Genomic DNA, 24,841 nt, shown 5'->3' with positions numbered 1-24,841 from the left:
CGGGCGATTTGTGCGCGGCCGAGGGCGCAGCGAAGCGGGTCAGGCGCGCGCAGCGCGCTTCAACATCTGACTTGGCGGCACTTGTTTGAGCGCAGCGAGCTTTGCTCGCGGAGCGAGTTTGCCGCCGCTGACCCGCGCAGTGAGTCCCGAGGGCAGTCGGCTCGTCAGAGCCGACCCGGGCGGCATGAGCACGGCGGCGGGCCGAGTCAACTTTGCGTGGGAAAGCGAAACTCGAGTTCCGCTCCGGGCACCTTGACGCTATTCAGCAACTCTCCAAACCCAAACCACCAGCGACGACTTGCGGTGGGCTCAGGCAGCTTGCAAAACATGCTCAGATGAAAGGCAAGCACCTGGGAGACTGGGACCGGCATCTCCGACCCAATAGCGCCCCCTAAGCATCCAAGGTCCGCTTGCGGGCTTCACAGTTTGGTCCAAGCCCTCACGCGGGCATTGAAGAAGCCAGACTCGGTGTAGGCCTTCTGCAGGATGCCGGACTGGCGCAGTTGACGCAAACCCAGATTCAAGCAGGCCAGCAAGGCGGCACCTCGGGAGTGCTTGGCGGAAACAATGAAGTGCCGGCTGCCGAGCAGGCCTATCTTCAGATTTGGAATCGGCACCAAGCGCAGCTCACCCACTTGCAATGACAAGTCGGGTGAGGCCTGAAAAGGCGCCAGCAAGAAGTCGACACGTCCCGCGGCCACCATCTTGGGCATGACTTCCCAGGTCGCGACATGCTCACGCTTGAAAATGCCCAACAGCTCCAAGGTTCGCCAGTCCACGGTCCACTGCCGATTGCTGACCGCGCTGAGGCGGCGTACATCGTTGATCGTGCGTGCCGCCAAGGCGCGCTTATTGCTCGGTAGCACATACAAGCCAGCCTCGAACTCACCCGGCTCGACCAAACTCTCGCTGGCCAAGAGCAAACCGCCCGAGCGACGGACATCCTCCAGCCAATAGCTGGTGCAACTGCACATCAGCCGAGCATCGGCGATCTCCTTCATCAAGCGGGCATCGGTTGGCATGGCAGAGAACACCACATCCTCGGCCCAGCCTCCTAACGCCAAGGCCTGCTGCACCAGCACCAGTTCGACCACATCGCGGCGTGTCCCCGAGCCGGAAAAATCAGTCAATCGCAAAGGATCGCGGCCAGCTATGAAGAGCTCGTAGTCCTGCAGCACATCGGCCGGCGCCGCCATGGCCAAGGTCTCGCCTGCTTGGGCGGCACTGCCACCACCCGCCATGACACCCATCACCCCCGCCGGGCTGAGGGCAAGCCAGTTGCGACGGCTGAGTCGAGAGCGACTCATGGCGGCGGACATGGGCGGGGTTCTCCTTCGATTGATTCAGCGATCCAGTGATCCTGCGATTCTTGAAAAGGCCAGCACTGCAACGTTCGCAAGATGCTAGCCGAAGCCAGGGAAGCAGGCGAATCGCGCCGGGCCATCAGCCCACGACCCAAGACGCAGCAATACTGCTCACCCAAAAAGAACACCCCTGCCAGCAATGACTGCCGGCAAGGGTGAGGCGGAGGTTCACAGTCTGGGGCGCGCTGAAGCTCAGGCCCCCAGCTTCAACTCAGATCAGAACTTGTAGCTGGCGCCCAGCATCACGGTGCGGCCCCACTTGATGTACTCGCCCGGACGATCCTTGGTGCCGAAGTAGGTGCGGTAGGCCGAGTCGGTCAGGTTGTTCACCTGCAAGGTCAGGCCCAGGCCCTTCATGCTGCCTTCGTTGAAGCTGTAGCCGATCTGCGCGTCGGTGATGTTTTCACCCACCACATAACGCAAAGAACGCGAGGCATCGAAGTTCTTGATTTCGCCGATGAAGTCAGAGCGACGACGCTGGCTGATGCGCGCCTCGAAGCCACTGTTCTCGTAGTAGAAGGTCAGGTTGCTGACCGTCTTGGACAAGCCCGGCAGCGCGATGTCCGCAGAACCCACCGAGGACTGGCTGTTCGGGTCGGCCTTGATCTTGATGCTGCTGTTCGTCATGCTGGTGCTGGCGACCAAGCCGAAGCCGCTCAACATGGGCGAGAACTGCGCGAAGGGCAAGGACACCGACAACTCCACACCACTCAGATTGCCGCCCTGCCCGTTGTAAGGCGCCTCAAACTGACCGGTGGTCTGAGCAGGAGGCGAGCCTGCGGGCGGCACATAGCCGGCAATGAACTTCGAGAAGTCGTAGGCATTGCTCTGCGTGTAGATGTAGCTGTTGAGCTTTTTGTAGAAAGCCGCAGCCGCGAAGTAGGCCTTGTTGCCGAAGTACTTCTCGTAAGAGATGTCCACGGCGTCAGCGCGCCAGGGGTCCAGGCGGGGGTTACCACCGCTGGCGCCGGGCTTGCCGGTAGACTGGTCCACGCCGAAGTTGATGGCGGCACGCAGTTGGTCCACACGGGGACGGGCCACTTGCTGAGCCAAGGCAAAGCGCACGGTCTGGTCATTGCCCAGGCCGAAAGCCAGGTTCAGGCTAGGCAGCACATCGGTATAGGTCTTGCCGTCATCCACCGGCTTGACGTTCTTGCCGGCGGGCGCGGCGGCGTCCCAGTAGTTGGCCTGCGAAGACTGATTCACCGCTTGCACTTGCACGCCGAAGTTGCCGCGCACCGACACACCGCCCCAGTTGGAGTCGATATTGGCTTTCAAGAAGCCGGTGGTGATCTTTTCCTTGGCGGTCCAAGCACCGGGGATCTTGTAGGCCGCATCGGTCTCGCTGGGCGAGAGGTTCATGTACTTGTCGACGATGCCGGGCACATTGAAGGACGGGATGGAGCTCAGCTTGGAACCGGCAAAGTCCAGATTGACCGATTTGTAGATCAGGTCGGACGAGATCGGCGCCTCGGCGCCCTTCAAGGTGATCGGGCCTTCGGGCTGGTGCTTGGACTTCTTGCGGTCCACATAGTTCAGACCCAAATCGAAGTCGGCAAACCAGCTGCCCAGCGAGTCGGGAGCCGGCAGCTTGGCCAGCAGCTTCAGGCTGCCCAGTTCGTCTTCGATGTTCTGGATGCGGGCATAGCCCGAGCCGTAAATACTGTCGCGCAGGAAGAGCTTGCTCGGGTCCGAGTAGTCGCGGCCCGGGTTCATGGTCACGAAGCCATTGTTGGGGAACAGCATGGTCAGGCTGTCCAACTGCTTGGCCGGCACCAGCTGGGTGTTGACTTCCAGATTGGTCTCGTCGCGATTCGCCTTGGAGTAGCTGGCATCCGCCGACAAAGCTACGCCCGCCAGCTTGAAGGCATTGTTCCAGCCGATGGCGTTGATCTTGTCTTCACGGCGGTTGTACTGGCCGCGCACCAGCGGATAGACGCTGGCCACGGTGCCACCGACCAGGGTGCCACTGCCATTGACCACGGCATTGGTCCAAGTGCAAGCCGGCTCGCAAGGGTAGCTGCCGTTGTAATACAGGTGCGACTCGAACTGGTTGGCGGTGTCAGTCTGCTTGGTCTTGGAGCTGAAAAGATCCAAGGTGCTGGTCCAGTCGCTGGTGGGCTTCCACTCGACCGTGGCCATCACGCCATCACGCTTGGTGAAGCCGGTGCGGCGCAGCGCCTTGACGCCGTCGGTCATGAAGACGCCGTCGGCCACGCCGGGACGATGGCGGTTTTCATTGACCGTGGTGGTCGGGTTGGCGAAGTAAGGCTCGTAGGTGCCGGTTTGGTTTTCGGCCACCGGCGTCTCCTGGTGCGCGAAGCCAATCGCGATACCCAGGGTGCGGTTATTGAACTGGTCGATATAGCTGGCGCTCAGGCGATTGCCGTTGGCGCTGGCATTGGCAGCCGAGCCCAAGGAGTTGTTGGAGCCGCGCAGATTGAAGGTCACGACGCGGCTGCCGAAGTTCAGCGGGCGCACCGACTGCATGTCCAGAGTACCCGACAGGCCCTGACCGACCAAACCGGCATCAGGCGTCTTGAAGACCGTCACGCCGGACAACAGCTCGGAGGGGTATTGGTCGAACTCGACGCTGCGGTTGTCGCTGGTGCTGACCAGCTCGCGGCCGTTCAGCAAGGTGGTAGCGAAGTCGGGCGACAAGCCGCGCACGCTGATCACCTGGGCACGACCGGCCACGCGCTGGGCCGACAAGCCGGGCAAGCGAGCGATCGACTCGGCGATGCTGTTGTCCGGCAGCTTGCCGATGTCTTCGGCCGACACGGCCTCGACGATGGAATCCGAATTCTTCTTGATCGAAATGGCCGCTTCAATGCCTTTTCGAATGCCGGTCACAGTGACTGTGTCCAGCTTTTCTGAGGCCTGCTGCGCATAAGCAGCACCAGTGGCCAACATCAACAAGCCGCAGCCCAGGGCCACCGGTTTGATGCTAAAAATTTCGCGCTTCACAGCCTTGGACTGCTTGCGCTTCTCTACGGAAGTATTCATTCAATGTCTCCTCAAGCCAAACCCAACAACATTGCCCTGTACCCGCTTTTCGTCTCACAAGCACAGAACCCAAGAACTCAATGTCACAAAGCGATTTGTACCAAAACTAGATTTACAAGGAACAAACGTAAACCCTATATGTTGTTTTGTTACTTCAAGTTTCTTCGCTTTTTTACCAAAAACTTCAGGGTTAAACCCTATAAACAAGCAAAGCATTGCACAAAAGACCACCTTGATACCTAGCCACAACAAACGCCAGGTAGTCAAATTACACGCACAATGGAAGGCAACTACAGCGCTTCATTGCGCCGCATGCACCCTAGTCGTGCTGCTGATCCAAAGCCAGGGCTGCGCCACCCAGGGCCGCCAAGGTGTCGGTGATCAAGGCGGTCGGGATGTCGGCCAGGTAGCCACGGAAGCGCCCCTTGGCCTCAAAGCGCTCTCGGAAACGCGAGGCAAAAAAGCGTTCACCCAAGCGCGGCACGATGCCGCCACCAATGAACACGCCGCCGCGCGCACCCAGGGTCAAGGCCACATTGCCGGCAAAGCCGCCGAGCAAGGCGCAAAAGACCTCCAGCGTTTCTTCGCAATGCGCGTCTGAGCGCGCCAAACCGCGCTCGACAATGACCTCAGCAGACAAGGCCGGCGCCTCAGCAGGCAAGTCCGCAGCCCCACGCACCGCCGCCACGGCGCTGTACAGCAAGGGCAGACCAATGCCCGAGAGCAAGCGCTCGGCCGACACATGTTCATAAGCGCGCCGCACAAAGGCCAGCAACTCGCTCTCAAACGCATCACCGGGCGCCAGGGTCATATGACCACCCTCGCCCGGCAAAGCCACCCACTCGCCACGCACGCGAGTCACACCCGCCACACCCAAGCCGGTGCCCGGGCCAATCACCGCCAGCGTCGGGCCTGACGCCGGGCCCTGCCCTAAGCCCTGCACCGTAGCCTGAGGCGCCACCACCTCCACCACGCCGGAAGCTTGCGGCCACGGACGCAACTGCCCAGCCTGCAAACGCGGCAAAGACAGAGCCAAGGCTTCAAAGTCATTCAAAACCAAAAGAGAGTCCAAGCCCAGGGCTTGCTGCAGCTCCTGGCGCGAGAAGCTCCAGTGCCCATTGGTCAACTCGACACGATCGCCGGCAACCGCAGTCGCCACCGCCATGGCAGCGCGACGCGGGGCTTGATAGCCCGCTCCCAAGCTGATTTGCAATTGCGCCAAATAAGACTGCGCCGCCGCTGCCGGCCCCGCGTGCGCATGCACCGGCAGCACGGCGATATCACTCACCGGCGCACCGGCCGAAGCCACCCAGGCAAAGCGCGCATTGGTACCACCAACATCGGCCACCAAGCAGGGATAGCTCGCACTTAACACAGAGCACCTCCACTGCAAGCCAAACCGAGCACGGGCGCTTTCTCCCGAGCGGGAGTCCAAGGCCTGAATTGAGAAGGAAGAGCTTGCACGATTGTTTTGGACCCATCAGACCCGCGCCACACAGGCAGCCGGATCAGTTTTCACACCGGGAGCTCGCCAGACCAGGCCCAAGCACCCCACCTCAGGCACAAAAGGTAGCAAAACTACATTCATCGCGCAATAGCCTTTCACCCGAATGCGCCCAAGTCGTCTGCGCAAATCAGCGTCAACAGGGAAAATCAAACCAAGAACCCCTGAAAACGTGGTGAATTCATGACGGCAGCCCGCTGGGCACAAGCTGTAGTCAAGCTACACGCCGCATGTCAGATGCTTCAGAGACAGGGTCGCCGCTCACCAGGCAGGCATGGCGGCCCCGGGCCAGCCCTGTGCCGGGCACGGCAAGAGCGGCCCCATAATGCAGCGCCCAAGATTCATCTCTCATCCCCGGCGCAGTGACCCGCCCTACAAACCCGCCAGCAGCGACTTCGCCTATCTATGTCGAGCCTTGACAGCCCACGATTGATCGCCGACATCGGCGGCACCTATGCGCGTTTTGCTCTGGAGGCCAAGCCGGGCGAGTTCAGCCATATCGCCTCGCTGCGCTGCGCCGACCATGCGGACTTCCATGCCGCGGTGAGCAGCTATCTGGCCGGCTTGAGCAGCGCAGCCGAAGCCCCGGATGTGCAGCAAATCGCGCACGCCGCCATCGCCATTGCCAACCCGGTTGAAGGCGACCAGGTGCGCATGACCAATTACCACTGGCAGTTCTCCATCGAAGAGATGCGCGCCCGTCTCGGCCTGGACACGCTGGTGGTGGTGAACGACTTCACCGCGCTGGCCATGGCCTTGCCAAGGCTCTCGGCCCATGAGGTGCGCCAGATCGGCGGCGGCGAGGCCCGCATGCCCAGCGTGATCGGCCTGCTGGGTTCGGGCTCGGGCCTGGGCGTGTCGGGGCTGATTCCCACCGGCGACGGCTGGATCGCACTTGGCACCGAGGGAGGTCACACCAATTTCGCACCGCGCGATGAGCGTGAGATCGCCATCCTGCGCCATGCCTGGCGGCAGTTCCCCCACGTCTCTTTTGAGCGTTTGCTCTCGGGCCCAGGTTTGGAACTTATCTACCGCGCCCTGGCTGACTACCGCAACGCGCGGGCCGAAGAGCTGGGCGCGCCCGACATCACCCAGCGCGCGCTGGACCAAGAAGACCCGCTTTGCGTTGAAACGCTCGAAGTGTTTTGCTCCCTGCTGGGCACGGCGGCGGCCAATTTGGCGGTCACGCTCGGTGCCCTGGGCGGCATCTATATCGGCGGCGGCATCGTGCCGCGCCTGGGCGCTGCTTTTGACCGCTCGCCCTTCCGTGCTCGCTTCGAGGACAAGGGCCGCTTCAGCGACTATGTGGCGGGCATCCCGACTTTTGTCATCACCGCCGAGCACGCCACCTTCAAGGGCGCGTCCGCGATTCTGGAAGCCCAGCTGCGCACCTTGCAGACCCAGCCCGGCGCCGGCCTGCTGGGCCAGATCCGCCGCGCCCGCGCCGAGTTATCGCCGGCCGAGCTGCGCGTGGCCGAGCATGTGCTGGCGCATCCACGCTCCGCACTTAACGACCCGATTGCCACCATCGCCCGCGCGGCCAATGTCAGCCAGCCCACCGTGATTCGCTTTTGCCGCACGCTGGGCTGCGAAGGCTTGTCGGACTTCAAGCTGCGCCTGGCCTCGGGCCTGACCGGCACCGTGCCGGTGACCCACAGCCAGGTGAATCTGGATGACTCGATGTTGGAGCTGGGCGCCAAGGTGTTGGGCAACACGGCCTCGGCGATTCTGCAGGTGCGCAGCCAGCTGAACCGCGACATGATTGCCCGCGCTGTGGAGCTGCTGCTGCATGCCGGCCGCATCGAGTTTTACGCCCTGGGGCATTACGGCGTGGTGGCGCAAGACGCCGAGTTCAAGTTCCTGCGCTTTGGCATGCCCAGCGCCGCTTACACCGACCCGCGCCTGCAACGCCTGGCCGCGAACGTCCTCAAACCCGGCGATGTGGCCGTGGTCATCAGCAATAGCGGCCGTTTGCCGGAGCTGCTGGAAGTGATGGATGCAGCGCATGCGCGCGGCGCCTTTGTGATCGCCATCACTGCAGGTCAATCGCCGCTGGCCCGCAAGGCCGATGTAGCACTGATCGTGGACCATCAGGAAGATGTGGCCACCCATGTGCCCATGGTCAGCCGCATCCTGCATCTGTTGGTGATCGACATCTTGGCCGTGGGGGTCGCCATGCGGCGCAACCCGGAAGGTGTGGATCTGCTGCCACCTGGCAGCGCCAAACCGGCCAGCGCTGCGGAACCGGCATCGCGCTCCAGCAGCACCGCACCCGGTGTCAGCCTGGCCTCACCGCTGGCACGATTGACCTCACACAGCCGCTGAGCCAGGGCGCTAGGCGCGCGCTCAGATCAGCGCGCCCAGCTTCTGTGCTCAACGATCGCGACTCCGGTTCAGCAAGAACAGGGCCGCCAAGCCCAGAGCCAAAATGGCCGCCGTGGTCGGCTCAGGCACGGGGCTGACTTGGCTGATGTTCATCACGAAACGGTCGCCCTGTTGCAAGCCACCCAACTGCAATTGCCAGTCGGTCTTGCCTTCGCCAAAGGGGTTGCCCAGATAGATGTCGTTCAGGCCTGCGCTGCTCAAGCCCGCATGCGCTGCGCTGCCGTCCACGGCGAACACCGGCAGATCCGAACCCTTGAGGCTATAGGCACTGCCGGTCACCCAGTTCACACCCCGGTTCAGTTGCAGGTGCAGATCGGACAAGAAATCGCTGCCACCCACGGCCTTCAACACCGCGTTGAAGGCCAGCGTTGCGCCCACATCGGCCGCCTCGACTTCAAACTCTAGGCTGACGGGCTGTGCGCTGAAGAAAGACAGATCCAAAGCAATCAGGCTGGACGTCGAAAAACTGCTGTCCAAGACAGCGCCATTCAGAGAATGGGACTTCAAGGTCAAGGCCTGAGCCGAACCGATAGCAGCCACACCGGCGAGCAGCACGGCGCTCAGCTTAGGAATCAAGGCTTGCTGCAAAAACTTGGGAGTGCTCATGTCTTGCTTTCTCATGGGTGTTGCAGGAAGGGATACCACCGGTCTGCATGCACAAGGCACGAGCACAGACTCGGTCGTTTGAAGAAGCGCCTGGAGCGCCTTTCTTGGTGCGAAGCTTAGGCAGACGGGATGACTGCCGTCGGTCAAGCCCTCCCTGCTGAACGGATCAAGAGCCATTCGACCCACGACCAGCGCTTTGCTGCGGCAGTGCTTTGTCACAGCGCCTGCCTATGCTGATGCGCCATAGCGAGCCAGGAATGGCTTGCACGGCCCATCCCTCCATCGCCAGGTACTCTTATGTCCCACAACAGCAGCATCAACTCCTCTCAGCGCCGCGCCTTCATGCGCGACGTCAGCGTGATCGGACTGGCCGCGCCCGCAGTGGTCCGCGCCGCCACCAACAGCACGCCCACCAGCCCTTTCACCCATGGCGTCGCCAGCGGCGACCCCCTGGCCGATCGCGTCATGCTCTGGACCCGCGTCAACCCGGCCCTGGGCAACTCGGTCACCGTGCTGTGGGACGTGGCCAGCGATGAGGGCTTCACTCAAATCCTGCGCCGTGGCCGTGCCCTGGCCTTGGCAGAGCGCGATCACACGGTCAAGGTCGATGCCCTGGGTCTGCCCGCCGGCAAAAAGCTGTACTACCGCTTCATCGTCAACGGTCAGGCCTCACGCACCGGCCGCACCCGCACCCTGGCCAATGGCAGCGTGGCCGCGGTCAAGCTGGCGGTGTTCTCTTGCTCCAACTACCCCGCCGGATACTTCAACGTCTACGCCGAAGCCGCCAAGATGGCCGACCTGGACGCTGCCGTGCATTTGGGCGATTACATCTACGAATACGCCCGTGGCGGCTACGCCTCGGCGGATGCCGCTCAAATGGGCCGCGAGTCGCTGCCGCTCACCGAAGTGCTGAGCTTGAACGACTACCGTCAACGCTATGCCCAGTACCGCAGCGATGCCGACCTGCAAGACGTGCATGCCGCCCTGCCCTTTATCTGCGTCTGGGACGACCATGAGATCGCCAACGACACCTGGAAGGACGGTGCCGAGAACCACACGCCGGGCACCGAGGGAGACTTCGTCATCCGCCGCGCCGCCGCCATGAAGGCCTATCACGAGTGGATGCCGATCCGCAGCGACGCGGCTCGCCCAGAACTGATCTTCCGCTCCTTCAAGTTCGGCAATCTGCTCGATCTGCACATGCTCGACACCCGCGCACTGGGCCGTGACAAGCAACTGAGCTACGCCAACTACATGGGCGCCAGCGGCTTCAATGCAGCGAAGTTCGCCGCCGATATGGGCAACCCAGCCCGCCAATTGCTCGGCAGCCAACAAAGCCAATGGTTGCAAGGCCGCCTGGCCAGCAGCAATGCAACCTGGCAAGTGCTGGGCCAACAGGTGCTGATGGCACGCATGAATATTCCGGCACCGCTGGTGCTGGGTCAGATCAGCTTCTCTGACTATGTGGCCTTGTTGGCGCTGGCGCAAAGCAATCCAGCGGCACTGACCGATGCACAAAAAGCGGTGCTCGCTCAGCCCGCCATTCCCTACAACCTGGACGCCTGGGATGGCTACTCCATCGCCCGTGAAGTCGTGCTGGGCACAGCCCGCTCGCTGAACAAGAACCTGGTGGTACTGGCCGGCGACACCCACAATGCCTGGGCCAGCGATTTGCATGACTACCAAGGCAATCAAGTCGGCGTGGAATTCGCCACCCCCGGCGTCAGCTCGCCCGGCTTTGAAGAGTACTTCCCGAAAGAGAACCCCTTGGCCGTGGCCGGTGGACTCGAGCAAATCATCGGCCCCTTGAAGTACGCCAACACCCACCAACGCGGCTTCATGGTGGTCACCGCCACCGCCCAGCAATGCCGCTGCGACTGGCACTACGTCAGCACCGTCAAGTCCAAGACTTACGAAACCAGCATTGGCCGCTCGCTGGCGGTCTTGCCGGGTGCGGGGGCGCGGCATTTGACGGAGGTTTGAGGAGGTTTTTCATGTGCGCTCCGGCGGCCCGGCCAGCAAAATCACTGGGGTTATTGGTGAGGCACTGCAGCCCGGGCAGTCGACGGGCTCATGGCTCGGGGGTCGTCGCTTCGCGACGACTTCCCTGCGCTGCTCGGCCCCTCACAAATTGCCCAGCAACTGCCCGAGCTGCAGTGCGCTTGCATAGCGAACGACGGTTTTTTCGGGTGGCGAAAGCCGCACTCGAGGGGGCCCGGCCTGCCGAAGGGCGATTTGTGCCCGGCCGAGCGCGCAGCGGAGCGGGTCAGGCGCGCGCAGCGCGCTTCAAGGTCTGACTTGGCGGCCCCTGTTTGAACGGAGTGAGCGCAGCGAACGAAGTGAGTTGGCCGCCGCTGACCCGCGCAGTGAGCAGCGAGGGCAGTCGGCTCGCCAGAGCCGACCCGGACACCATGAGCACGGCGGCGGGCCGGGCCACCGGAGCGAAAGCCGCTGAACCGTTTTAGTCAGGCCGCTCCCCAGCCGCCACACGCCGCTCGATCTCGTCGATCAGCGGCAAGAGCTGATGCACACCATCAATCACAAAATGCGCGCCACCGGCCAAAAGTTCCTGCGTCGCTTGCTCGCGCAGCGCAACTTGGCGCTCGGCTGACAAAGCCGCCCATTCCGCTTCGCTCAAACCCAAGGTGTTGCCAGTGATGGCCAGACCCACCACCCAGGCACCAATGGCGCGGCCTTCTTGCAGACCGGGCACGGTGTCATCCACCTTGACCACCCTGCTGGGCGGCCAAACGCCCAGATCCGACAGCGTGCGCACCATCATCAAAGGGCCAGGTCTTGCGCTGGCCATATCGCCGGCGCAAACCAGGTTGTCGGGTACATAGCCCTGGAGGGCAGCCAAGGGCACCACCACCTCCATGATGGGGCGGTTGTAGCCAGTGGTGGAGCCGATCTTGAGGCCGCGCTCGCGCAAGGCGTCGACGGTTTCCAGTGCGCCGGGAATCAGCGTCGCATGCTGCTTGACGCTTTCTTGGTTCATCGGAGTGAAGACCTCGTACAACTCATCACAGTCGGCGTTGGAGAAGGCGCGGCCGTGGCGAGCCAGCCAGCGAGCGGCGATCTGCGGCTGATTGCCCAAAGCGTGGATATGGTGCCACTTGGCCAAGCCCATGGGCACGCGGGCCTCGGCGATGCTGATCTCCACGCCATAACGAGCAAACAACTGGACAAAGGCGCCCATCGGGGCTTGGCTGCCAAAGTCAATGATGGTGCCAGCCCAATCAAAAACGACGGCTTGCAAGGAGTTCTTATTTTCGGTGCTCATGCTTGAACTGTTCTTTCTTTTTGGATGCGAGATTTACCAGGCGGCAAAGACTTCTTCGGCCAGACCAAAGGCGGTGCTGGCGCCGGTGCCGCTGGTGACGGTGACCAAACGGGTCTCGGGCGCCGGGGTCTCCACCAGGCAAGGCTCCGTCAAGGAAGAGGGGTAGGTGCCGACCCAGCGCTCGGTCACCACCGCTTCGCGCAGCTGCAAGGTCGAGCGCAGATGACGCAAGATCAAAGCGTCCACTTCCTCGGAGGCAAAGGGCGGCAGCACCGGGCCGTAGTGGTGCGAGTCGCCCACCACCAGCGAACCATCGGCGCTTTGCACCACGATCAGGTGAATGCCATGGGACAGGCTGGCGCCCTCCTCGGCTTCCAGGCGAACACGCAGGGCCTGGGCTTCGGGCAGCTCCGAATAGCCCTCGTAGCGCACCAAACTCAAGTCCCCCATCACCGAGCCCGGCAGCTTGAAGCCGGCCTCGGGGCGCACGCGCAGCATCTGCAGCTGGCACAGGCGCAGTTGGTGCGGCGTCCATGACGTAGCAAACAAGCCATTCAGCTCGGCACCGGCGCAGACCACCACGCGCTCAGCCTGATAGCTGCCGCGCGAACTTTGTACATGGGGGGTCTGCACCGACAAAACGCTCTCGCCAAAGCGGAACTCCACACCATGCACGGCGGCCAGCCAGTTGGTCAGGCGCGGGATGGCGGTGCGCGACTCGACGCGCAGCTCATGAGGGCTGTAGAGCACGCTTTGCAAGGCGTCGGCATGCAAGACCCCGCCGGCGCGCTGCTGCGCATCGCTCGGGCTCAGCAATTCGCAACCCTGTGCCATCTCGGTGGCCATGAAGGCCTGCAGCACCGTGTGCGCTTCCTCGCGCTCGGCGGCCAGATACAGGCCGCTGTGCACCACTTCGATGCCGGCCTGCGGCGCGACCTCGGCCCAGACTTCGCGCGAACGGCGCGCACGGCCCCAGCTGGCGCCGGCCTTCTGGCCGGTCACGGTGACAAAGCCGAAGTTGCGGATCGAGGCGCCCACGCAGGCCGCGTCCCGTTCGAGCACCAAGACCTTGAGGCCCCGCTTGGCCGCTGCATAGGCATGGGCCAGGCCGACGATTCCGGCGCCCACCACAATCAAGTCGTACTTCATGTTCTATTTTCTCAGTGTCAAAAAAGAAGGATCACACCAAGCTTCAGCGAGCCCGCCAGGCCTGGGTCTTGGTGACTAACAAGACCTCCAGCAAGCCGATCAGCAGTCGACCCACGGCGGCGGTGACGAAGATCAGAACCGCCATGGCCGCGGCCGGGCCGATATCACCGGCGTCATCCATGGCCAGCACCGCCACCGAGGCCAAGGTGGTCTCGGGCGAATACAAAAACACCACGGCCGACACGGTGGTCAAGGCATTGACGAAGAAGTAGCCCGCTACCTGCATCATCGTGGGCAAGCTGACCGGCAGATGCACTCGCCACAGCGTGCGCCAAAAGGGCACGCCCAAGGACTCGGCCACCAGCTCGTACTCCGGGTCCAGTTGGCGCAGGGCCGAAAGCTGGGTGATATGCGCCACCGAATAAAAATGCGCCACCGTGCAGATCACCAACAAGCTCATGCCGCCATACAGGCCGTGCAGCGGGTTCCAGGATGCATTGAAAAACATGATGTAGCCCAGGCCCAGCGCCAAGCCCGGCACCGCCATCGGCAGGCTGGCCATCGCATTGAGCAGGCTGCGGCCCACCGCGAAGCGCCGCGGCTTTTCCACCAGATAGGCGGTCAAAAAGGTCAAACCCGCACCCAACACGGCGCAAGACAAGGCCATCTTGATCGAGTTGCCATAGCTGGCCCAGCCGCCGCCGTCCATCATGTCGAAGCGGAAGTTGTTCAGCGAGGGCTGCAGGTTGTAAGGCCAATAAGTCGCCAGGGCCGCGAACACCGCCACCGCCATCACGCCCAGCAAAAGCATGGCGATCAGGCTGCAAAACAGCAGCAGGCTGCCGTCCAGCCATTTGGAGGGCGTGGGCTGATAAGGCACGGCGCGCACCGTCAGCGCGGCACCTTGCGAGCGACGCAGACGCTGCTCCACAAAGAAGGCCGCGACCGCAGGTAGGAGCAAGGCCAGCGCGACCACCGCGCCCATTTGCAGGCGCTGCTGGCCGACCACTTGTTTGTAGATGTCGGTGGCCAGCATCTGGGTGTTGCCGCCAATCACCTTGGGCACGCCAAAGTCGGTCAGCACCATCACAAACACCACCACCAGCGAGATCAAGAGCCCGTAGCGGCTGGCCGGCAGGGTCACCGTGCGGAAGATGCGCCAACGGCTGGCGCCCAAGCTGGCCGCAGCCTCATGCAGGCGGCCATCGCTGGTGCCCAGGGCGGTCAAAAGAATCAGCAGCGCATGCGGCAAGGTCCAGAGCACCGAGCCGATGACGATGCCCGAGGGGCCGTAAATGCTCTCAAAGCCCGGCAGCATCTGCAGCCAAGGCTTGAGCAAGCCCTGGTTGCCAAACAAATAGATCAAGCTGATGGCCATCAAGAGCGAGGGCGCCAGCACCGGCAGCAAGGCCACGGCGCGAAACAGCCGCCGCCCCGGCATGCAGCTTTGCGTCAAGGCATAGGCATAGACATAGGCCAGACTGACGCTGATCAGCGCACTCAAACCCGACAGCCACAAGCTGTTGAACAGCGAACGGCCCACATTGGGGCTGGCCGCGTATTGAACAAAATTGGCCAGGCCAACAAAGCGACCCTCAGCGTCAAAGAAGCTCAGCGTCAAGAGACTGCCGACCGGCAAGGCAATCGACAACAAGAGCAGCAGCAGCCCCAGGCCTAAGAGCAAGGCCAGCGGCGCACGCTCACGCCAGAGCGTCCAGCTGGCGGCCCAGGTGGGCTTGGCGCTGGGCGCCAGCAGCGAGCGATCCAAGACCGCGCTCATGCTGCCCTCAACATCGACAGCGGCTGGGCCAGCCCACGAATGGCCTGCGGCGGCAGATCCACCAGCACCGACTGGCCCGAGCCCAGGCCCAACCATTCGGGCAGGCTCGCATCGCGGGAGGTTGAGAGCTCCACCTCCAAGACCACATCGCCCAAGGCCTCACAGCGCAGGCGCAGCAAGGTGCAGGGGCCGAGGAACACAGCCTCTTGCACCTGGCCCTTCACGGTATTGCTAGCGCCATAGGGCGGCGCCTCAAAATCACAGGCCTCGGGGCGCAAGACGATGGCCTCGGGCCGCAGGCCCAGCAGCAAGGGGCTACCGGTCTTGAATTCATCCACCTCGCAGCGCAGTTCATGCTGGCCCACACGGGCGCGGCCGGCGCCGGTCACCAGGGCCTGCAGCAGATTCATCTTGCCAACAAAGCCAGCCACAAAAGGAGTCTGCGGGCGGGCGTACAGCTGCTGCGGCGTGCCGGCTTGTTCGATCTGGCCTTGGTGCATGACCACAACCCGATCTGACATGGAAAGCGCTTCATCCTGGTCGTGCGTCACCATGATGGTGGTGATGCCTAACTGCTTTTGCAGACGGCGAATCTCGGCCCTCAGGCCGACGCGGACCTGGGCATCCAGGGCCGACAAGGGCTCATCCAGCAGGAGCAACGGCGGCTGCGGCGCCAAGGCGCGGGCCAGCGCCACCCGTTGCTGCTGGCCGCCAGAGAGCTGGGCCGGGAACTTGCGCGAATGCTCGGCCAGACCCACCAGAGACAGCATCTCCAGCGCCCGCGCTTCTTGCTGCGGCCGCTTCATGGCCTGCAGGCCGTAGGCCACGTTGTCCAGCACGCTTAAATTGGGGAACAGGGCATAGGACTGAAACACCACGCCAAAGCGCCGCTGCGAGGCGGCCAAGGCAGTGATGTCCCGGCCCTGCAAATGAATGCTGCCGGTGTCGGGGGTTTCGATGCCGCACAGAATGCGCAGCAGCGTGGTCTTGCCGCAGCCCGAGGGGCCCAGCAAGCTGATGAATTCACCTTGCGCCACTTCAAGCGCAATGCCGCGCAGCACCGGCTGGGCGCCATAGCGTTTGGTGATGTGTTGTACCGAGAGCATGGGTGTTCTTCTTCTGTGGGTGGCGCACTAATTCAGGTCAGCGATTGCAATCAAAGGCCAAGGGCGCCGGGGCCGATGCGGCGTAAGGCCACATCCCCCGGCGCCCCAAGCCTCTCACTCCCTCACTTCTTCGGTTCAGCCTTGCCTTCGTAGCGCTTGGCCCATTCGGTCAAGATGCGGTCGCGGTTGCTCGCGGCCCAGTTGAAGTCGTTCTTGACCAGCAGCTTTTCGATGTCGGAAGGCACAAACTCCAGGCGCTCTTGCACCTGCGGCAGGGCCAGCACGGCGAAGTTGGCGGCGTAGAGCTCATTGGCCTTCTTGGTCACGGCCCAATCAGCCAGTGCCTTGGCGGCGTCTTGCTTTTTGCTGGTCTTGAAGATGGCCGTGGCTTCCACATCCCAACCCAAGCCTTCCTTGGGGAAGATGATGTCGATGGGCGCGCCGTCCTTCTTGGTCTTGTTGGCGCGGTAGTCAAAGCTCAGGCCGACCGGAAACTCGCCGGCGCCGGCCTGGCGGCAAGGCTTGGAGCCGCTGTGGGTGTAGCTGCCGATGTTCTGGTGCAGCGCATCCATGAAGGCCCAGCCCTTGGCCTCGCCCATGCTTTGCAGCCAGGCCGACACCATCAGGAAGCCGGTACCGCTGGAGGCAGGGTGCGGCATGGTGACCGTGCCTTTGTAGACCGGCTGGGTCAGGTCGGCCCAGCTGGTGGGCTTGGGCAGCTTGCGCTTTTCGGCTTCCACCGTGTTGAAGCAAACAGCCGACGACCACAGGTCCATGCCCACCCAGGTCGGTTGGGCGCGCGGGTCGCGCATGCTGGCGCGCACCTGCTCCAGGCCCTTGGGCGCGTAAGGCTGCAACATGCCTTCTTTGTCCAGCAGCATCAGCGAGGTGGCGGCCAGGCCCCAAACCACGTCGGCTTGCGGATTGGCTTTTTCGGCCAGCAGGCGTGCGGTGATGATGCCGGTGGACTCGCGCACAAACTTCAGCTCGATGCTGGGGTTGTCGGCTTCGAAAGCGGCCTTGTAGGCCTTGATCTGGTCGGCTTCCAAGGCGGAATAGACCAACAACTCGGTTTTGCCTTGAGCCCAGGCTTGGCCCAACATCAGGGCCGACAGGCCCAGCACAGCGCACAGGGGCTTCAGGAATTTTTGACGCATCACAGCTCCAGGGGTTTAGGGGTCATTCGCTCCACGCACGGCCGGCTTCGGCCCTGCCTTGGGATCAGCGAAACTGTAGGGATGGGCCATGAACACAAAGCGTCAAAGGACGCAAATTTCAGAAATCAGGTATTGGCGTCTTTGCGTGCCTGGTGGAGGAGCCCCTCATGCTGGTGACCCAGCTGAAGGCGTTTTTCACCGTGGCCCGGCTGGGCAGCGTGACCCTGGCCGCCAAGCATCTGGGCCTGAGCCAGCCGACGGTGACCACGCAGATCCGCGCCTTGGAGGAGCATTACGGCGTTGAGCTGTTCCGCCGCGAAGGAGGCCGCCTTTTGATCAGCGATGCCGGCGTGCAGCTGATGCCGCGGGTGCACCAGCTATTGCAGCAAGAGATCGACCTCGAGTTTGCGCTGCGCAATGCCGGTGAGCTGCAAAGAGGCAGCCTGCGCATTGGCGCCACCGCGCCCTACTATGTGCTGGACATCGTCAAGCGCTACCGACAGCAGTATCCGCAGGTGGAGATCAGCATCGGCGCCGGCAATTCGCGCCAGATGATCGACGCCTTGCAGGAGTACCGGGTCGATATCGCCACCTCCTCGCATCTGGAAACCGACCCTCGGCTGCACCACATCGAGTTGGGCGCCGACCCCTTGGCCCTGGTGGTGCACCGCGAGCACCCGCTGGCCCGGCGCAAAACGGTCGCCTTGAGCGATCTGAGCGCCTGTGTTTTGCTGATGCGCGAACGCGGCTCGATGACGCGCCAACTGACCGAGCAGATGCTGGCCGATGCCCAGGTTCAGCCCCTCAGCAGCATGGAGATTGCCAGTCGCGAGGCCCTGCGCGAGGCGGTGATCCGGCAGATGGGCGTCAGCATCTTTGCCGCCAACGAGGTCTGCGAGCACCCGGAGCTGCGGGTCCTGCCTTTTGACGGCGAGGTGCCGCAGGTGCGTGAGTACCTTTACTGCCTGAAAGACCGCCGCGACTCACGCCTGATCGACACTTTTTTGGCCGCCTGCCAGCGTCCGGCTGCTGAAGCGAAGTTCAAAAACTAGGGGATTTGGAGCGTGCCAGGGCGCGCAGGCCTGCATACTATGGTGGCGTGTCCCTCATAGGAGTGCTCAATGCCCAATCTGATTGCCGACAAACTTGAGCTCGACGGCCTGCTGGATCGCCCAGCTCTGCAGCGCCAGATGGAATCCGCCGCCAACGCGGCCCGCGCCGCCGGAACCCCGCTGGCAGCCCTGACCTTTGACCTCGATCACTTCAAGAGTTATTTGGATGACCAAGGCGCCGACAAGGCCAAGGCCGTCTTGCTACGCGTGGCCAAGCTGCTGACGGAGCGCCTGCCGGCCGGCGCCAGCCTCGCCCACCTGGGCGGCGATGAATTCGTCATGCTGCTGCCCGGCGCCGACTTGCAAGCCGCGGTCGACAAGGCCGAAGCGCTGCGCGGCGAAGTCGCCAGCGAGTTCGCCAGCTTGGAGGGCCCAAGCCCCATCACCGTCACCCTGGGCGCGGCCGCCAGCCCGCCCGGCAGCGACTGGAGCGCCACCAGCCTGCTCTCGCTGGCCGATGCCCGCATGACCTTTGGCAAGAAGCGCTTGCAGCCGCACCACAACCGCGTCTGGGCCGGCAGCCTGCCCTCCGACTGGTACCCTCGCTTTGATGTGCAGCCGGGTGTTTGGCCCAGCCAAGACTGACTCAGGCTGAAACGGGCCGTTGCCGCAAGCGACGGCCCGCTGCCCTTGCATGCGGCACCCAAGCATGGCTGGCCCAGCGCCGCCACATCAAGAGGCCGCGAATCCACTCATCCAAGGCATAGGCGATCCACAAGCCTTGCACGCCCAGATCGAGATAGATGGCCAAAAGCCAGCTGCCGCCCGCCAAAACCAGCAACATCGACGCCGCCCCGGCCATCACCGGGTAACGCGCATCGCCAGCGGCTCGCAAGGCATTGATCACCACCAAATTGAAGGTGCGGCCCGGCTCCAGCAAGACGGTCAGCCACAAGAGCTGACAGCCCGCCCGGATGATGTCCGGGTCTTCGGTGAAGAGCGCCATCAAATGCGGCCCGGCCAGGGCCGCTGCTAGCGCCACCAACACACTGACCACCAAGCCCCGCCCCAGCGCCCGCCGCACCAGCTGATGCGCCGCATGCAGGCGGCCGGCGCCAATCATGTGGCCGACCACAATCTCCACCGCAAAGCCGGTGGCGATGCCAAACATCATCACAAAGCCCATCAGCTGCAAGGCATAGGCCTGGGTTGCCAGCGCGGTGGCGCCCAGCAAACCGGCCACGCCCACGCTGACCATAAAGGCCAGGCGGTAAGCAATGTTCTCGGCCGCACCGGGCAGGCCAATGTGCAGCACCGCACCCAACTCGGCGCGCGGCAGCCGCCACCAATCGCTGGCCAGCGGCCGCAGGCCCAGGCGGCTGCGCCACAAGATCAAATGCAGAGTCAGGCCGAGGACACGGCTCAAGGTCAGCGCCACCGCATAGCCGGGCAGGCCCAAGGGCGGAATGCCCAGCGCTTGCAGCGGACCCCAACCCAGCATCAAGGGCAAGGCCAGGCCCAGATGGGTGAGCTGCATCACCACCACCACCATCAGGGCCTCGCGGCTGCGCAGATGGGCACGCAGGACGGCCGACATCGAAGCGTTCCAGGCATCGAGCACGAGCGCCGGCGCCAACGCCTGCAAGAAAGGCAAGGCAGAGGGCATGACTTCGACCGGCGCATTCAACAGGCGCAACAAGGGTGCCGCTGCCACCAAGGCAGCCAAGCCGGTGATGGCGCCAATCCAACTGCTGGCGCCCAGCACCGCCCGTGCCACGGCATCAGCCGCGTCGCGCCGCCCTGCGCCCAGGCTTTGGGTCAACACCACGCTCACGCCGGCGCCAATCACCCGAAACAGAATGAACAACGTGCCGGCCAACTGATTCGCCAATGCAAAACCGCCGGCCGAAGCGTCTGAGATGCGCGCGGCCAAAGCAGTGCCGACCAGACCCAGCGCAATCGCCAGCCACAACTCGATGAACAAGGGCCAGGCCAGGGCCAGCAGCTTGGGCGCTGGCGTGTTGGCGACTGAGGCGCGGGGCGAGGCAGACTTGGGCATCAACAAAAAACGCAAGGACAGAAGATCGGTGAAAACAGCGCGTCATCCGCTGCACGGCCAAGAGCAGCGCGCGGCCCGTGGGCCCAAAGCGACAGTGAACCCTTAGACTGCGACGCTCGAGCGATTGTTTCAAAGGCCTCCCGCCCCAGCATCCACCCCCGCAGTGGATTGAGTCGGCCCCGTCCCTCCACTCCCCGCATGAATTCAAGTTTGCACGCACCTCGAATCCAGCTCGCAGCAGCGCCTACTGGCGAGTTGCCCGCCCGCGTGAGCGCAGCGTTGCAATTGCTGGGTCCGCTCGACACGCTGACCTTGGCCGCCCTGCTGACGCAAACGCCGCGCGATATCGAGGCAGCCTTGGCGCTGCTGAGTGATGCCGGCGAGACGCCAGTGGCCGTGATTGCGCTGGTTGACGAGGAATTGCTGACCCGCGCGGTGCGCCTGTTTTTGAACTCCGGCCAAACCGTCCGCGCGGCCGAGTTGCTGCTCAGCCATGGTCGGCCGGATATGCAGCTGGACCTGCTGGAGAGCGCCGGCTGGTGGTTGTTCTACAGCCCGGCCCGCCCCTTGGTCGGCAAGTTCTTGACCCTGAACCAGCTGCACCCCCGCCTGCAAGAAGGCGAGCTGCTGGGCCTGCGCTTTATTTGGACGATCGAGGTGGCGGGCGAGCCGCACTCGGTGGAGCGCGTGCTGCAAAGCGCCCCGGGTTTGAGCCCGGCCCTGCGCGCCACGCTGCAGGCCCGCATCGCCCAGATGTTCGACCAAGCGCCGCGCGCTTGCCAGCAGGCCAAGATCGCCATCGACGCTTTTCCGAATGACCTGAACCCGCCGGCCTTGCTGGCCCGCTACACCCTGGGTCTGGCTCTGTTGGAAGCAGGCCACCCCCAAGACGCCATTGCTCCACTGAGCGCGGCCCTCAAGGGCGCCGCCCGCGACAAAGCCACCGTGCTGCAGATTGACGCCCTGCAAGCGCTGACCGAGTTGCATCTGCAGCAAGACCTGCCGGCGCCCGCTCAGCTCTACGCCCAAGAAGCACAGCGCCTGCGCCAAGCGCATGGCTTGCGGCCGCTGGACGAGCCCTGGCCCGCGCAGGATTACATGGCCTTCCCTCAGTTACTGGATCAAGCCATGCAAGGTTTGGCTGAAGGCCGCCTGGACGCCGCCGCCAAGGTTTTGCAGGAATTGGAAGGACGCGAGCGCAAAACCTTTTACTGCTTCAAATGGCGCAACCGCCTCTTGCACGCGCAGATCTGGTTGGCCGCGCAGCAGCATGAACGGCCCACCCTGCTGAGCTTGGCCGACAGCGACGCATCGCCCGTGGCCGACGGCGCTGGCTTGTACGAACTGGAACGCTGGGTGCTGCAGGCCGGCGCCGCACTGCTGGGCGCCCGCCCCTGGCCGGCGGAGCGGCTGCAGGCCTTGAGCTCAGAGCTGCAGGCACGGCCCTTGCCGCTGCTGTCGCGCCGCTTACAGCTGATTCAGGCCCTGGGTTCACCGACACCGGACCTGCTGGCCTTGCGCCAATGGCTGGACGCCGAAGAACCCTCGGAGATGGACCTGCTGTGGCTGGCGCCCAAGCTGATCGGGCCCTTGAATGCCCTGCTGGCCACGCCCGCCATCGTCCACCACCGACGCGCCCGGGAGCATGCCAAGGACTTGCTGAACCGGCTGCAGGTGGAAGCACCCGAGACGAGTGTCGCTGACACCGCCACCGAGACCAGCGCCGACGCAACAACGAGCGGCGAAGCGCCACCGCTGGGCCTGACGCTGCGCGAATGGCAGGTGCTGCGCTTGATTGGCGAGCCGCTGAGCAATGAGCAGATCGCCGCTCAGTTGTTTGTCTCGGTCGCCACCGTCAAGACCCACATCAACCGAGCCTACAGCAAGTTAGGCCTGGGCTCGCGCGCCGAGGCGGTGCAGCTGGTGCGGCGGCGGCGCTAAGCCTTTGCCTGCGCCGCGACGGGTCTTCAGGCTTTTTGCAAACGGAAGCCGCTGACCATCTCGGCCAAGCCCTGTGCCTGAGCGCGCAGGCTCTCGGCAGCGGCGGTGCTCTCCTCCACCAGCGCCGCGTTTTGCTGGGTGCTGTTGTCCAGATCGCTTATGGCCGCATTGACCTGCCCGATGCCGCTGCGCTGCTCGCGGGTGGCATCGTTGATTTCCATCACCACGGTGTTGACGCGGGCGATGCTGCTGAGGATATCCGCCATCGAACGGCCGGCGGTTTGCACCAGCTTCAGGCCCGAGTCCACGCAGTCGACGCTGCCGCCGATCAAGCCCTTGATCTCACGCGCTGACTCGGCGCAGTGCTGCGCCAAGCTGCGCACTTCTTTGGCCACCACCGCAAAGCCACGGCCTTGCTCGCCGGCACGGGCCGCTTCCACGGCGGCATTCAAGGCCAGGATATTGGTCTGGAAGGCGATCGCATCGATGGTGCCGATGACCTCGCCGATCTTGCGGCTGGCGGTGTTGATGTCGTCCATTTTCATCATCATCTGCTGCATCACTTCGCCGCCCTGCTCGGCCGCTTGATTGGCCGTCACCGCCAGCTCGGTGGCCGAACGGGCCGCCTCAGCGGTTTGGCTGACCGCGCCGGTCAGCTGCTCGATGGAGCTGGCAATCTGCTGCAAGCTGCTGGCGCCGCTCTCGGTGGGGCCCGACAAGTCTTGGCTGCCGGCCGCCACTTGCGAGCTGGCGGTGGAGATGCCGTCGGTGGCCATGCGCACCGAGCCAATGGTCTGCGCCAGCTGTTGCCGCATGCGCTCCACATTGCAGGCCAAAGCGCCCAGATCATCCTGACGCAAGGCCTGCACCGGGGCCGACAAATCGCCTCCTGCAACCCGGGTAACGGCCGCATTCAGCAGAGCCAATGGGGCCTCCACCCAGCGACGCAGCAAGAGCCACAGACCCAAAGCCAACCCCAAGCTGACCAAACCCAGGGTCAACCAGAGCTTGCGCTGCTCGGCCCAATGCTGACGCAAAGCCTGACGATCGGACACTTCGGCCACCACCCAAAGACCGGTCGCCTCGCTGCGGCGCGCCACCACCCAGGCATCGTCATTGGCTTTGTTCAACAGAGCCGGCGCCGGGCTCATGACGCCCTCAGGCTTCTTGAACAACTCGGTCATGAAAGTCTCGGCGGCAGCGTCCACCTCGGCCACCGGCTTGCCGCTTTGAGTCGGGTGTCCCTTGAACAAAGGGCGGCCCTTGGCACCCGTGGGGTCGACCAGATAGACGCCGCCGGTGCCAAACAGCTTGACCTCCTCGCTCAGCTTGCTCAACGACTGCTGGAACTCGCTGGTGTCAAAGCCCACAAACAAGATGCCGATGACCGCGCCGCTGGCGTCCTTGATCGGCTGGTAATGGTTCATGAATGGCTTGCCAAAGAGCACGGCCTTGCCCACAAAAGGCTGGCCGTCCATCATCTTGCGGTAGGCCGGATGGCTGGTGCCCAAGAGCGTACCGACGGCACGCTCGCCGTTCTCCTTTTTCAAGGAGGTGCTGATGCGCAAGAAGTCATCGCCCTTGCGCATGAAGAGCGTGGCGGCGCCGCCGGTGTTGCGGCTGAAGCGGTCCACCGCCTCGAAGTTGCCGGCCAGCTTTTGGCCTTCGAACAGCAGTTCCGCGCCGCCATCGTTCAAGCTGAGCAGGCTGAAGCTGCCTTTGAAGTCAGTGGCAAAGGTGTTGTAGAAGCGGTCCACCATCAGGCGGGCGCTGCTATCGAAGGAGTCCGCCATGCGGGCCACGGCGCTCGCTTCGCTGGCCGCCAGTTGCGCGGCGCGCTCACGCTCGACGCCGGTCGCCTGCAGGCTCAGGCCCAGGCTGGTCAAACCGATCATCGTCGCCACACCCAAACCTCCCGCTAGCGCCACGCGGCGCGCCAGGCTGGCATGGGGCTTCAAGGCGGGCATGTTCGCATCGGCACGCAAAGAGGCGGAACTGAAATCGGCAGCGTTCAAGGAACTCATATTCAAGGCATTTCTTTGGCAAGCCCTGTTCACGCCAGCGGCTCAAACAGGGGCACGCCAGGGCTCGCATCAATCGCCAAGCGTGCAGGGTTAGGCCAACAAGGGGCCACAGAGGCACGCCCAAGAAAACGAGAAATGAGTCGCTGCGACGAGGCGCGAAACGGCATGTCGCCGTCTACGCCTTTTGCATGACAAGCATGCCCTGGGTGCGTGCACACGGTGTGTCACGCCCAATCAGGCCTGCCTGGCAACCCCGCTATCTTGGTGCCGGCGAATTTGAGGTTCGCCGGGACGGTAGACCGGAGGCTTTGCGGCCCCGTCTTTCAAGCGGGTGTGCCGATAAACCGTTGCGCATCCATGGACTGGTTTGCAACTGGTATTGAAGTGTCTTTGACCGGCATCAGCCAGTCAAGGGAAAACCCTAG

The 24,841-nt window shown here is 63.6% G+C and carries 16 protein-coding genes and 1 riboswitch; of the genes, 5 read left to right on the top strand and 11 right to left on the bottom strand.

Annotated features, from left to right (window positions below; translation table 11 throughout):
- Positions 1–419 precede the first annotated feature (419 nt).
- The 3 genes from ACOVRJ_RS06780 to glk all read right to left on the bottom strand — a co-directional run bounded on the left by ACOVRJ_RS06780 (position 420) and on the right by glk (position 5,745).
- Entirely contained in the window at positions 420–1,319 is a 900-nt protein-coding gene (locus tag ACOVRJ_RS06780; protein WP_422043124.1) for a hypothetical protein, read from the bottom strand.
- Positions 1,320–1,580: 261 nt separating this feature from the next.
- Positions 1,581–4,370, bottom strand: coding sequence for a TonB-dependent receptor (locus tag ACOVRJ_RS06775; protein WP_422043123.1), 2,790 nt, complete (start codon positions 4,368–4,370; stop codon positions 1,581–1,583).
- A 319-nt stretch (positions 4,371–4,689) separates the two neighbouring features.
- Positions 4,690–5,745: a glucokinase gene (glk, locus tag ACOVRJ_RS06770; protein ID WP_422043122.1), complete on the bottom strand. Its 1,056-nt coding sequence runs from the start codon at positions 5,743–5,745 to the stop codon at positions 4,690–4,692.
- 534 nt (positions 5,746–6,279) lie between these two features.
- Between glk and ACOVRJ_RS06765 the strand changes: the two genes are divergently transcribed.
- The gene (locus ACOVRJ_RS06765; protein ID WP_422043121.1) at positions 6,280–8,199 is read left to right on the top strand and encodes a glucokinase; all 1,920 of its coding nucleotides are present in this window, start codon (positions 6,280–6,282) and stop codon (positions 8,197–8,199) included.
- Positions 8,200–8,247: 48 nt separating this feature from the next.
- Here the strand turns inward: ACOVRJ_RS06765 and ACOVRJ_RS06760 are convergent, their stop codons facing one another.
- Positions 8,248–8,865: a PEP-CTERM sorting domain-containing protein gene (locus tag ACOVRJ_RS06760; RefSeq protein WP_422043120.1), complete on the bottom strand. Its 618-nt coding sequence runs from the start codon at positions 8,863–8,865 to the stop codon at positions 8,248–8,250.
- Between the two features lie 297 nt (positions 8,866–9,162).
- Here ACOVRJ_RS06760 and ACOVRJ_RS06755 point away from each other — a divergent pair, with 297 nt between their 5' ends.
- On the top strand, positions 9,163–10,848 hold the full coding sequence (locus tag ACOVRJ_RS06755) for an alkaline phosphatase D family protein (protein WP_422043119.1): 1,686 nt from the start codon (positions 9,163–9,165) through the stop codon (positions 10,846–10,848).
- Between the two features lie 478 nt (positions 10,849–11,326).
- On the opposite strand, the gene phnX is transcribed toward ACOVRJ_RS06755, so the two are convergent.
- The 5 genes from phnX to ACOVRJ_RS06730 all read right to left on the bottom strand — a co-directional run bounded on the left by phnX (position 11,327) and on the right by ACOVRJ_RS06730 (position 17,286).
- Positions 11,327–12,148, bottom strand: a complete 822-nt coding sequence (phnX, locus tag ACOVRJ_RS06750; protein WP_422043118.1) for a phosphonoacetaldehyde hydrolase — start codon at positions 12,146–12,148, stop codon at positions 11,327–11,329.
- Positions 12,149–12,181: 33 nt separating this feature from the next.
- Positions 12,182–13,297, bottom strand: a complete 1,116-nt coding sequence (locus tag ACOVRJ_RS06745; protein ID WP_422043117.1) for a TIGR03364 family FAD-dependent oxidoreductase — start codon at positions 13,295–13,297, stop codon at positions 12,182–12,184.
- Positions 13,298–13,340: 43 nt separating this feature from the next.
- A complete protein-coding gene (locus tag ACOVRJ_RS06740; RefSeq protein ID WP_422043116.1) occupies positions 13,341–15,077 on the bottom strand; it encodes a putative 2-aminoethylphosphonate ABC transporter permease subunit in 1,737 nt (578 codons plus the stop codon).
- Positions 15,074–16,183 (bottom strand): ABC transporter ATP-binding protein, encoded by a 1,110-nt coding sequence (locus ACOVRJ_RS06735; RefSeq protein WP_422043115.1) that lies wholly within the window; start codon positions 16,181–16,183, stop codon positions 15,074–15,076. Before ACOVRJ_RS06735 ends, ACOVRJ_RS06740 begins: the two co-directional genes overlap by 4 nt.
- A 122-nt stretch (positions 16,184–16,305) precedes the next feature.
- Entirely contained in the window at positions 16,306–17,286 is a 981-nt protein-coding gene (locus ACOVRJ_RS06730) for a putative 2-aminoethylphosphonate ABC transporter substrate-binding protein (protein WP_422043125.1), read from the bottom strand.
- A 221-nt stretch (positions 17,287–17,507) separates the two neighbouring features.
- Here ACOVRJ_RS06730 and ACOVRJ_RS06725 point away from each other — a divergent pair, with 221 nt between their 5' ends.
- Both ACOVRJ_RS06725 and ACOVRJ_RS06720 read left to right on the top strand, forming a co-directional pair.
- Positions 17,508–18,392: a LysR substrate-binding domain-containing protein gene (locus ACOVRJ_RS06725; RefSeq protein WP_422043114.1), complete on the top strand. Its 885-nt coding sequence runs from the start codon at positions 17,508–17,510 to the stop codon at positions 18,390–18,392.
- 69 nt (positions 18,393–18,461) lie between these two features.
- Complete coding sequence (locus tag ACOVRJ_RS06720) at positions 18,462–19,037, top strand: GGDEF domain-containing protein (protein ID WP_422043113.1); 576 nt, start codon at positions 18,462–18,464, stop codon at positions 19,035–19,037.
- A 1-nt stretch (position 19,038) separates the two neighbouring features.
- Here ACOVRJ_RS06720 and ACOVRJ_RS06715 read toward each other — a convergent pair whose 3' ends face one another.
- Entirely contained in the window at positions 19,039–20,451 is a 1,413-nt protein-coding gene (locus ACOVRJ_RS06715) for an MATE family efflux transporter (RefSeq protein WP_422043112.1), read from the bottom strand.
- 198 nt (positions 20,452–20,649) lie between these two features.
- On the opposite strand from ACOVRJ_RS06715, the gene ACOVRJ_RS06710 reads away from it, so the two are divergent.
- Positions 20,650–22,392: a helix-turn-helix transcriptional regulator gene (locus ACOVRJ_RS06710; protein WP_422043111.1), complete on the top strand. Its 1,743-nt coding sequence runs from the start codon at positions 20,650–20,652 to the stop codon at positions 22,390–22,392.
- Between the two features lie 26 nt (positions 22,393–22,418).
- Here the strand turns inward: ACOVRJ_RS06710 and ACOVRJ_RS06705 are convergent, their stop codons facing one another.
- Positions 22,419–24,416 (bottom strand): methyl-accepting chemotaxis protein, encoded by a 1,998-nt coding sequence (locus ACOVRJ_RS06705; RefSeq protein WP_422043110.1) that lies wholly within the window; start codon positions 24,414–24,416, stop codon positions 22,419–22,421.
- 243 nt (positions 24,417–24,659) lie between these two features.
- A riboswitch (cyclic di-GMP riboswitch) is annotated at positions 24,660–24,764 on the bottom strand.
- Between the last annotated feature and the right edge of the window lie 77 nt (positions 24,765–24,841).

Source organism: Roseateles sp. (assembly GCF_049240545.1).
GTDB lineage: Bacteria > Pseudomonadota > Gammaproteobacteria > Burkholderiales > Burkholderiaceae_C > Paucibacter_A.
This window is presented reverse-complemented; position numbering and strand designations above follow the sequence as displayed.

Bases quoted from the DNA above. Each gene is read 5' to 3' on its own strand.
- ACOVRJ_RS06780 (WP_422043124.1), bottom strand. From the start codon at position 1,319: ATGTCCGCCGCCATGAGTCGCTCTCGACTCAGCCGTCGCAACTGGCTT.
- ACOVRJ_RS06775 (WP_422043123.1), bottom strand. From the start codon at position 4,370: ATGAATACTTCCGTAGAGAAGCGCAAGCAGTCCAAGGCTGTGAAGCGC.
- ACOVRJ_RS06765 (WP_422043121.1), top strand. From the start codon at position 6,280: ATGTCGAGCCTTGACAGCCCACGATTGATCGCCGACATCGGCGGCACC.
- ACOVRJ_RS06760 (WP_422043120.1), bottom strand. From the start codon at position 8,865: ATGAGCACTCCCAAGTTTTTGCAGCAAGCCTTGATTCCTAAGCTGAGC.
- ACOVRJ_RS06755 (WP_422043119.1), top strand. From the start codon at position 9,163: ATGTCCCACAACAGCAGCATCAACTCCTCTCAGCGCCGCGCCTTCATG.
- phnX (WP_422043118.1), bottom strand. From the start codon at position 12,148: ATGAGCACCGAAAATAAGAACTCCTTGCAAGCCGTCGTTTTTGATTGG.
- ACOVRJ_RS06745 (WP_422043117.1), bottom strand. From the start codon at position 13,297: ATGAAGTACGACTTGATTGTGGTGGGCGCCGGAATCGTCGGCCTGGCC.
- ACOVRJ_RS06740 (WP_422043116.1), bottom strand. From the start codon at position 15,077: ATGAGCGCGGTCTTGGATCGCTCGCTGCTGGCGCCCAGCGCCAAGCCC.
- ACOVRJ_RS06735 (WP_422043115.1), bottom strand. From the start codon at position 16,183: ATGCTCTCGGTACAACACATCACCAAACGCTATGGCGCCCAGCCGGTG.
- ACOVRJ_RS06730 (WP_422043125.1), bottom strand. From the start codon at position 17,286: ATGTTGGGCCAAGCCTGGGCTCAAGGCAAAACCGAGTTGTTGGTCTAT.
- ACOVRJ_RS06725 (WP_422043114.1), top strand. From the start codon at position 17,508: ATGCTGGTGACCCAGCTGAAGGCGTTTTTCACCGTGGCCCGGCTGGGC.
- ACOVRJ_RS06720 (WP_422043113.1), top strand. From the start codon at position 18,462: ATGCCCAATCTGATTGCCGACAAACTTGAGCTCGACGGCCTGCTGGAT.
- ACOVRJ_RS06715 (WP_422043112.1), bottom strand. From the start codon at position 20,451: ATGCCCAAGTCTGCCTCGCCCCGCGCCTCAGTCGCCAACACGCCAGCG.
- ACOVRJ_RS06710 (WP_422043111.1), top strand. From the start codon at position 20,650: ATGAATTCAAGTTTGCACGCACCTCGAATCCAGCTCGCAGCAGCGCCT.
- ACOVRJ_RS06705 (WP_422043110.1), bottom strand. From the start codon at position 24,416: ATGAGTTCCTTGAACGCTGCCGATTTCAGTTCCGCCTCTTTGCGTGCC.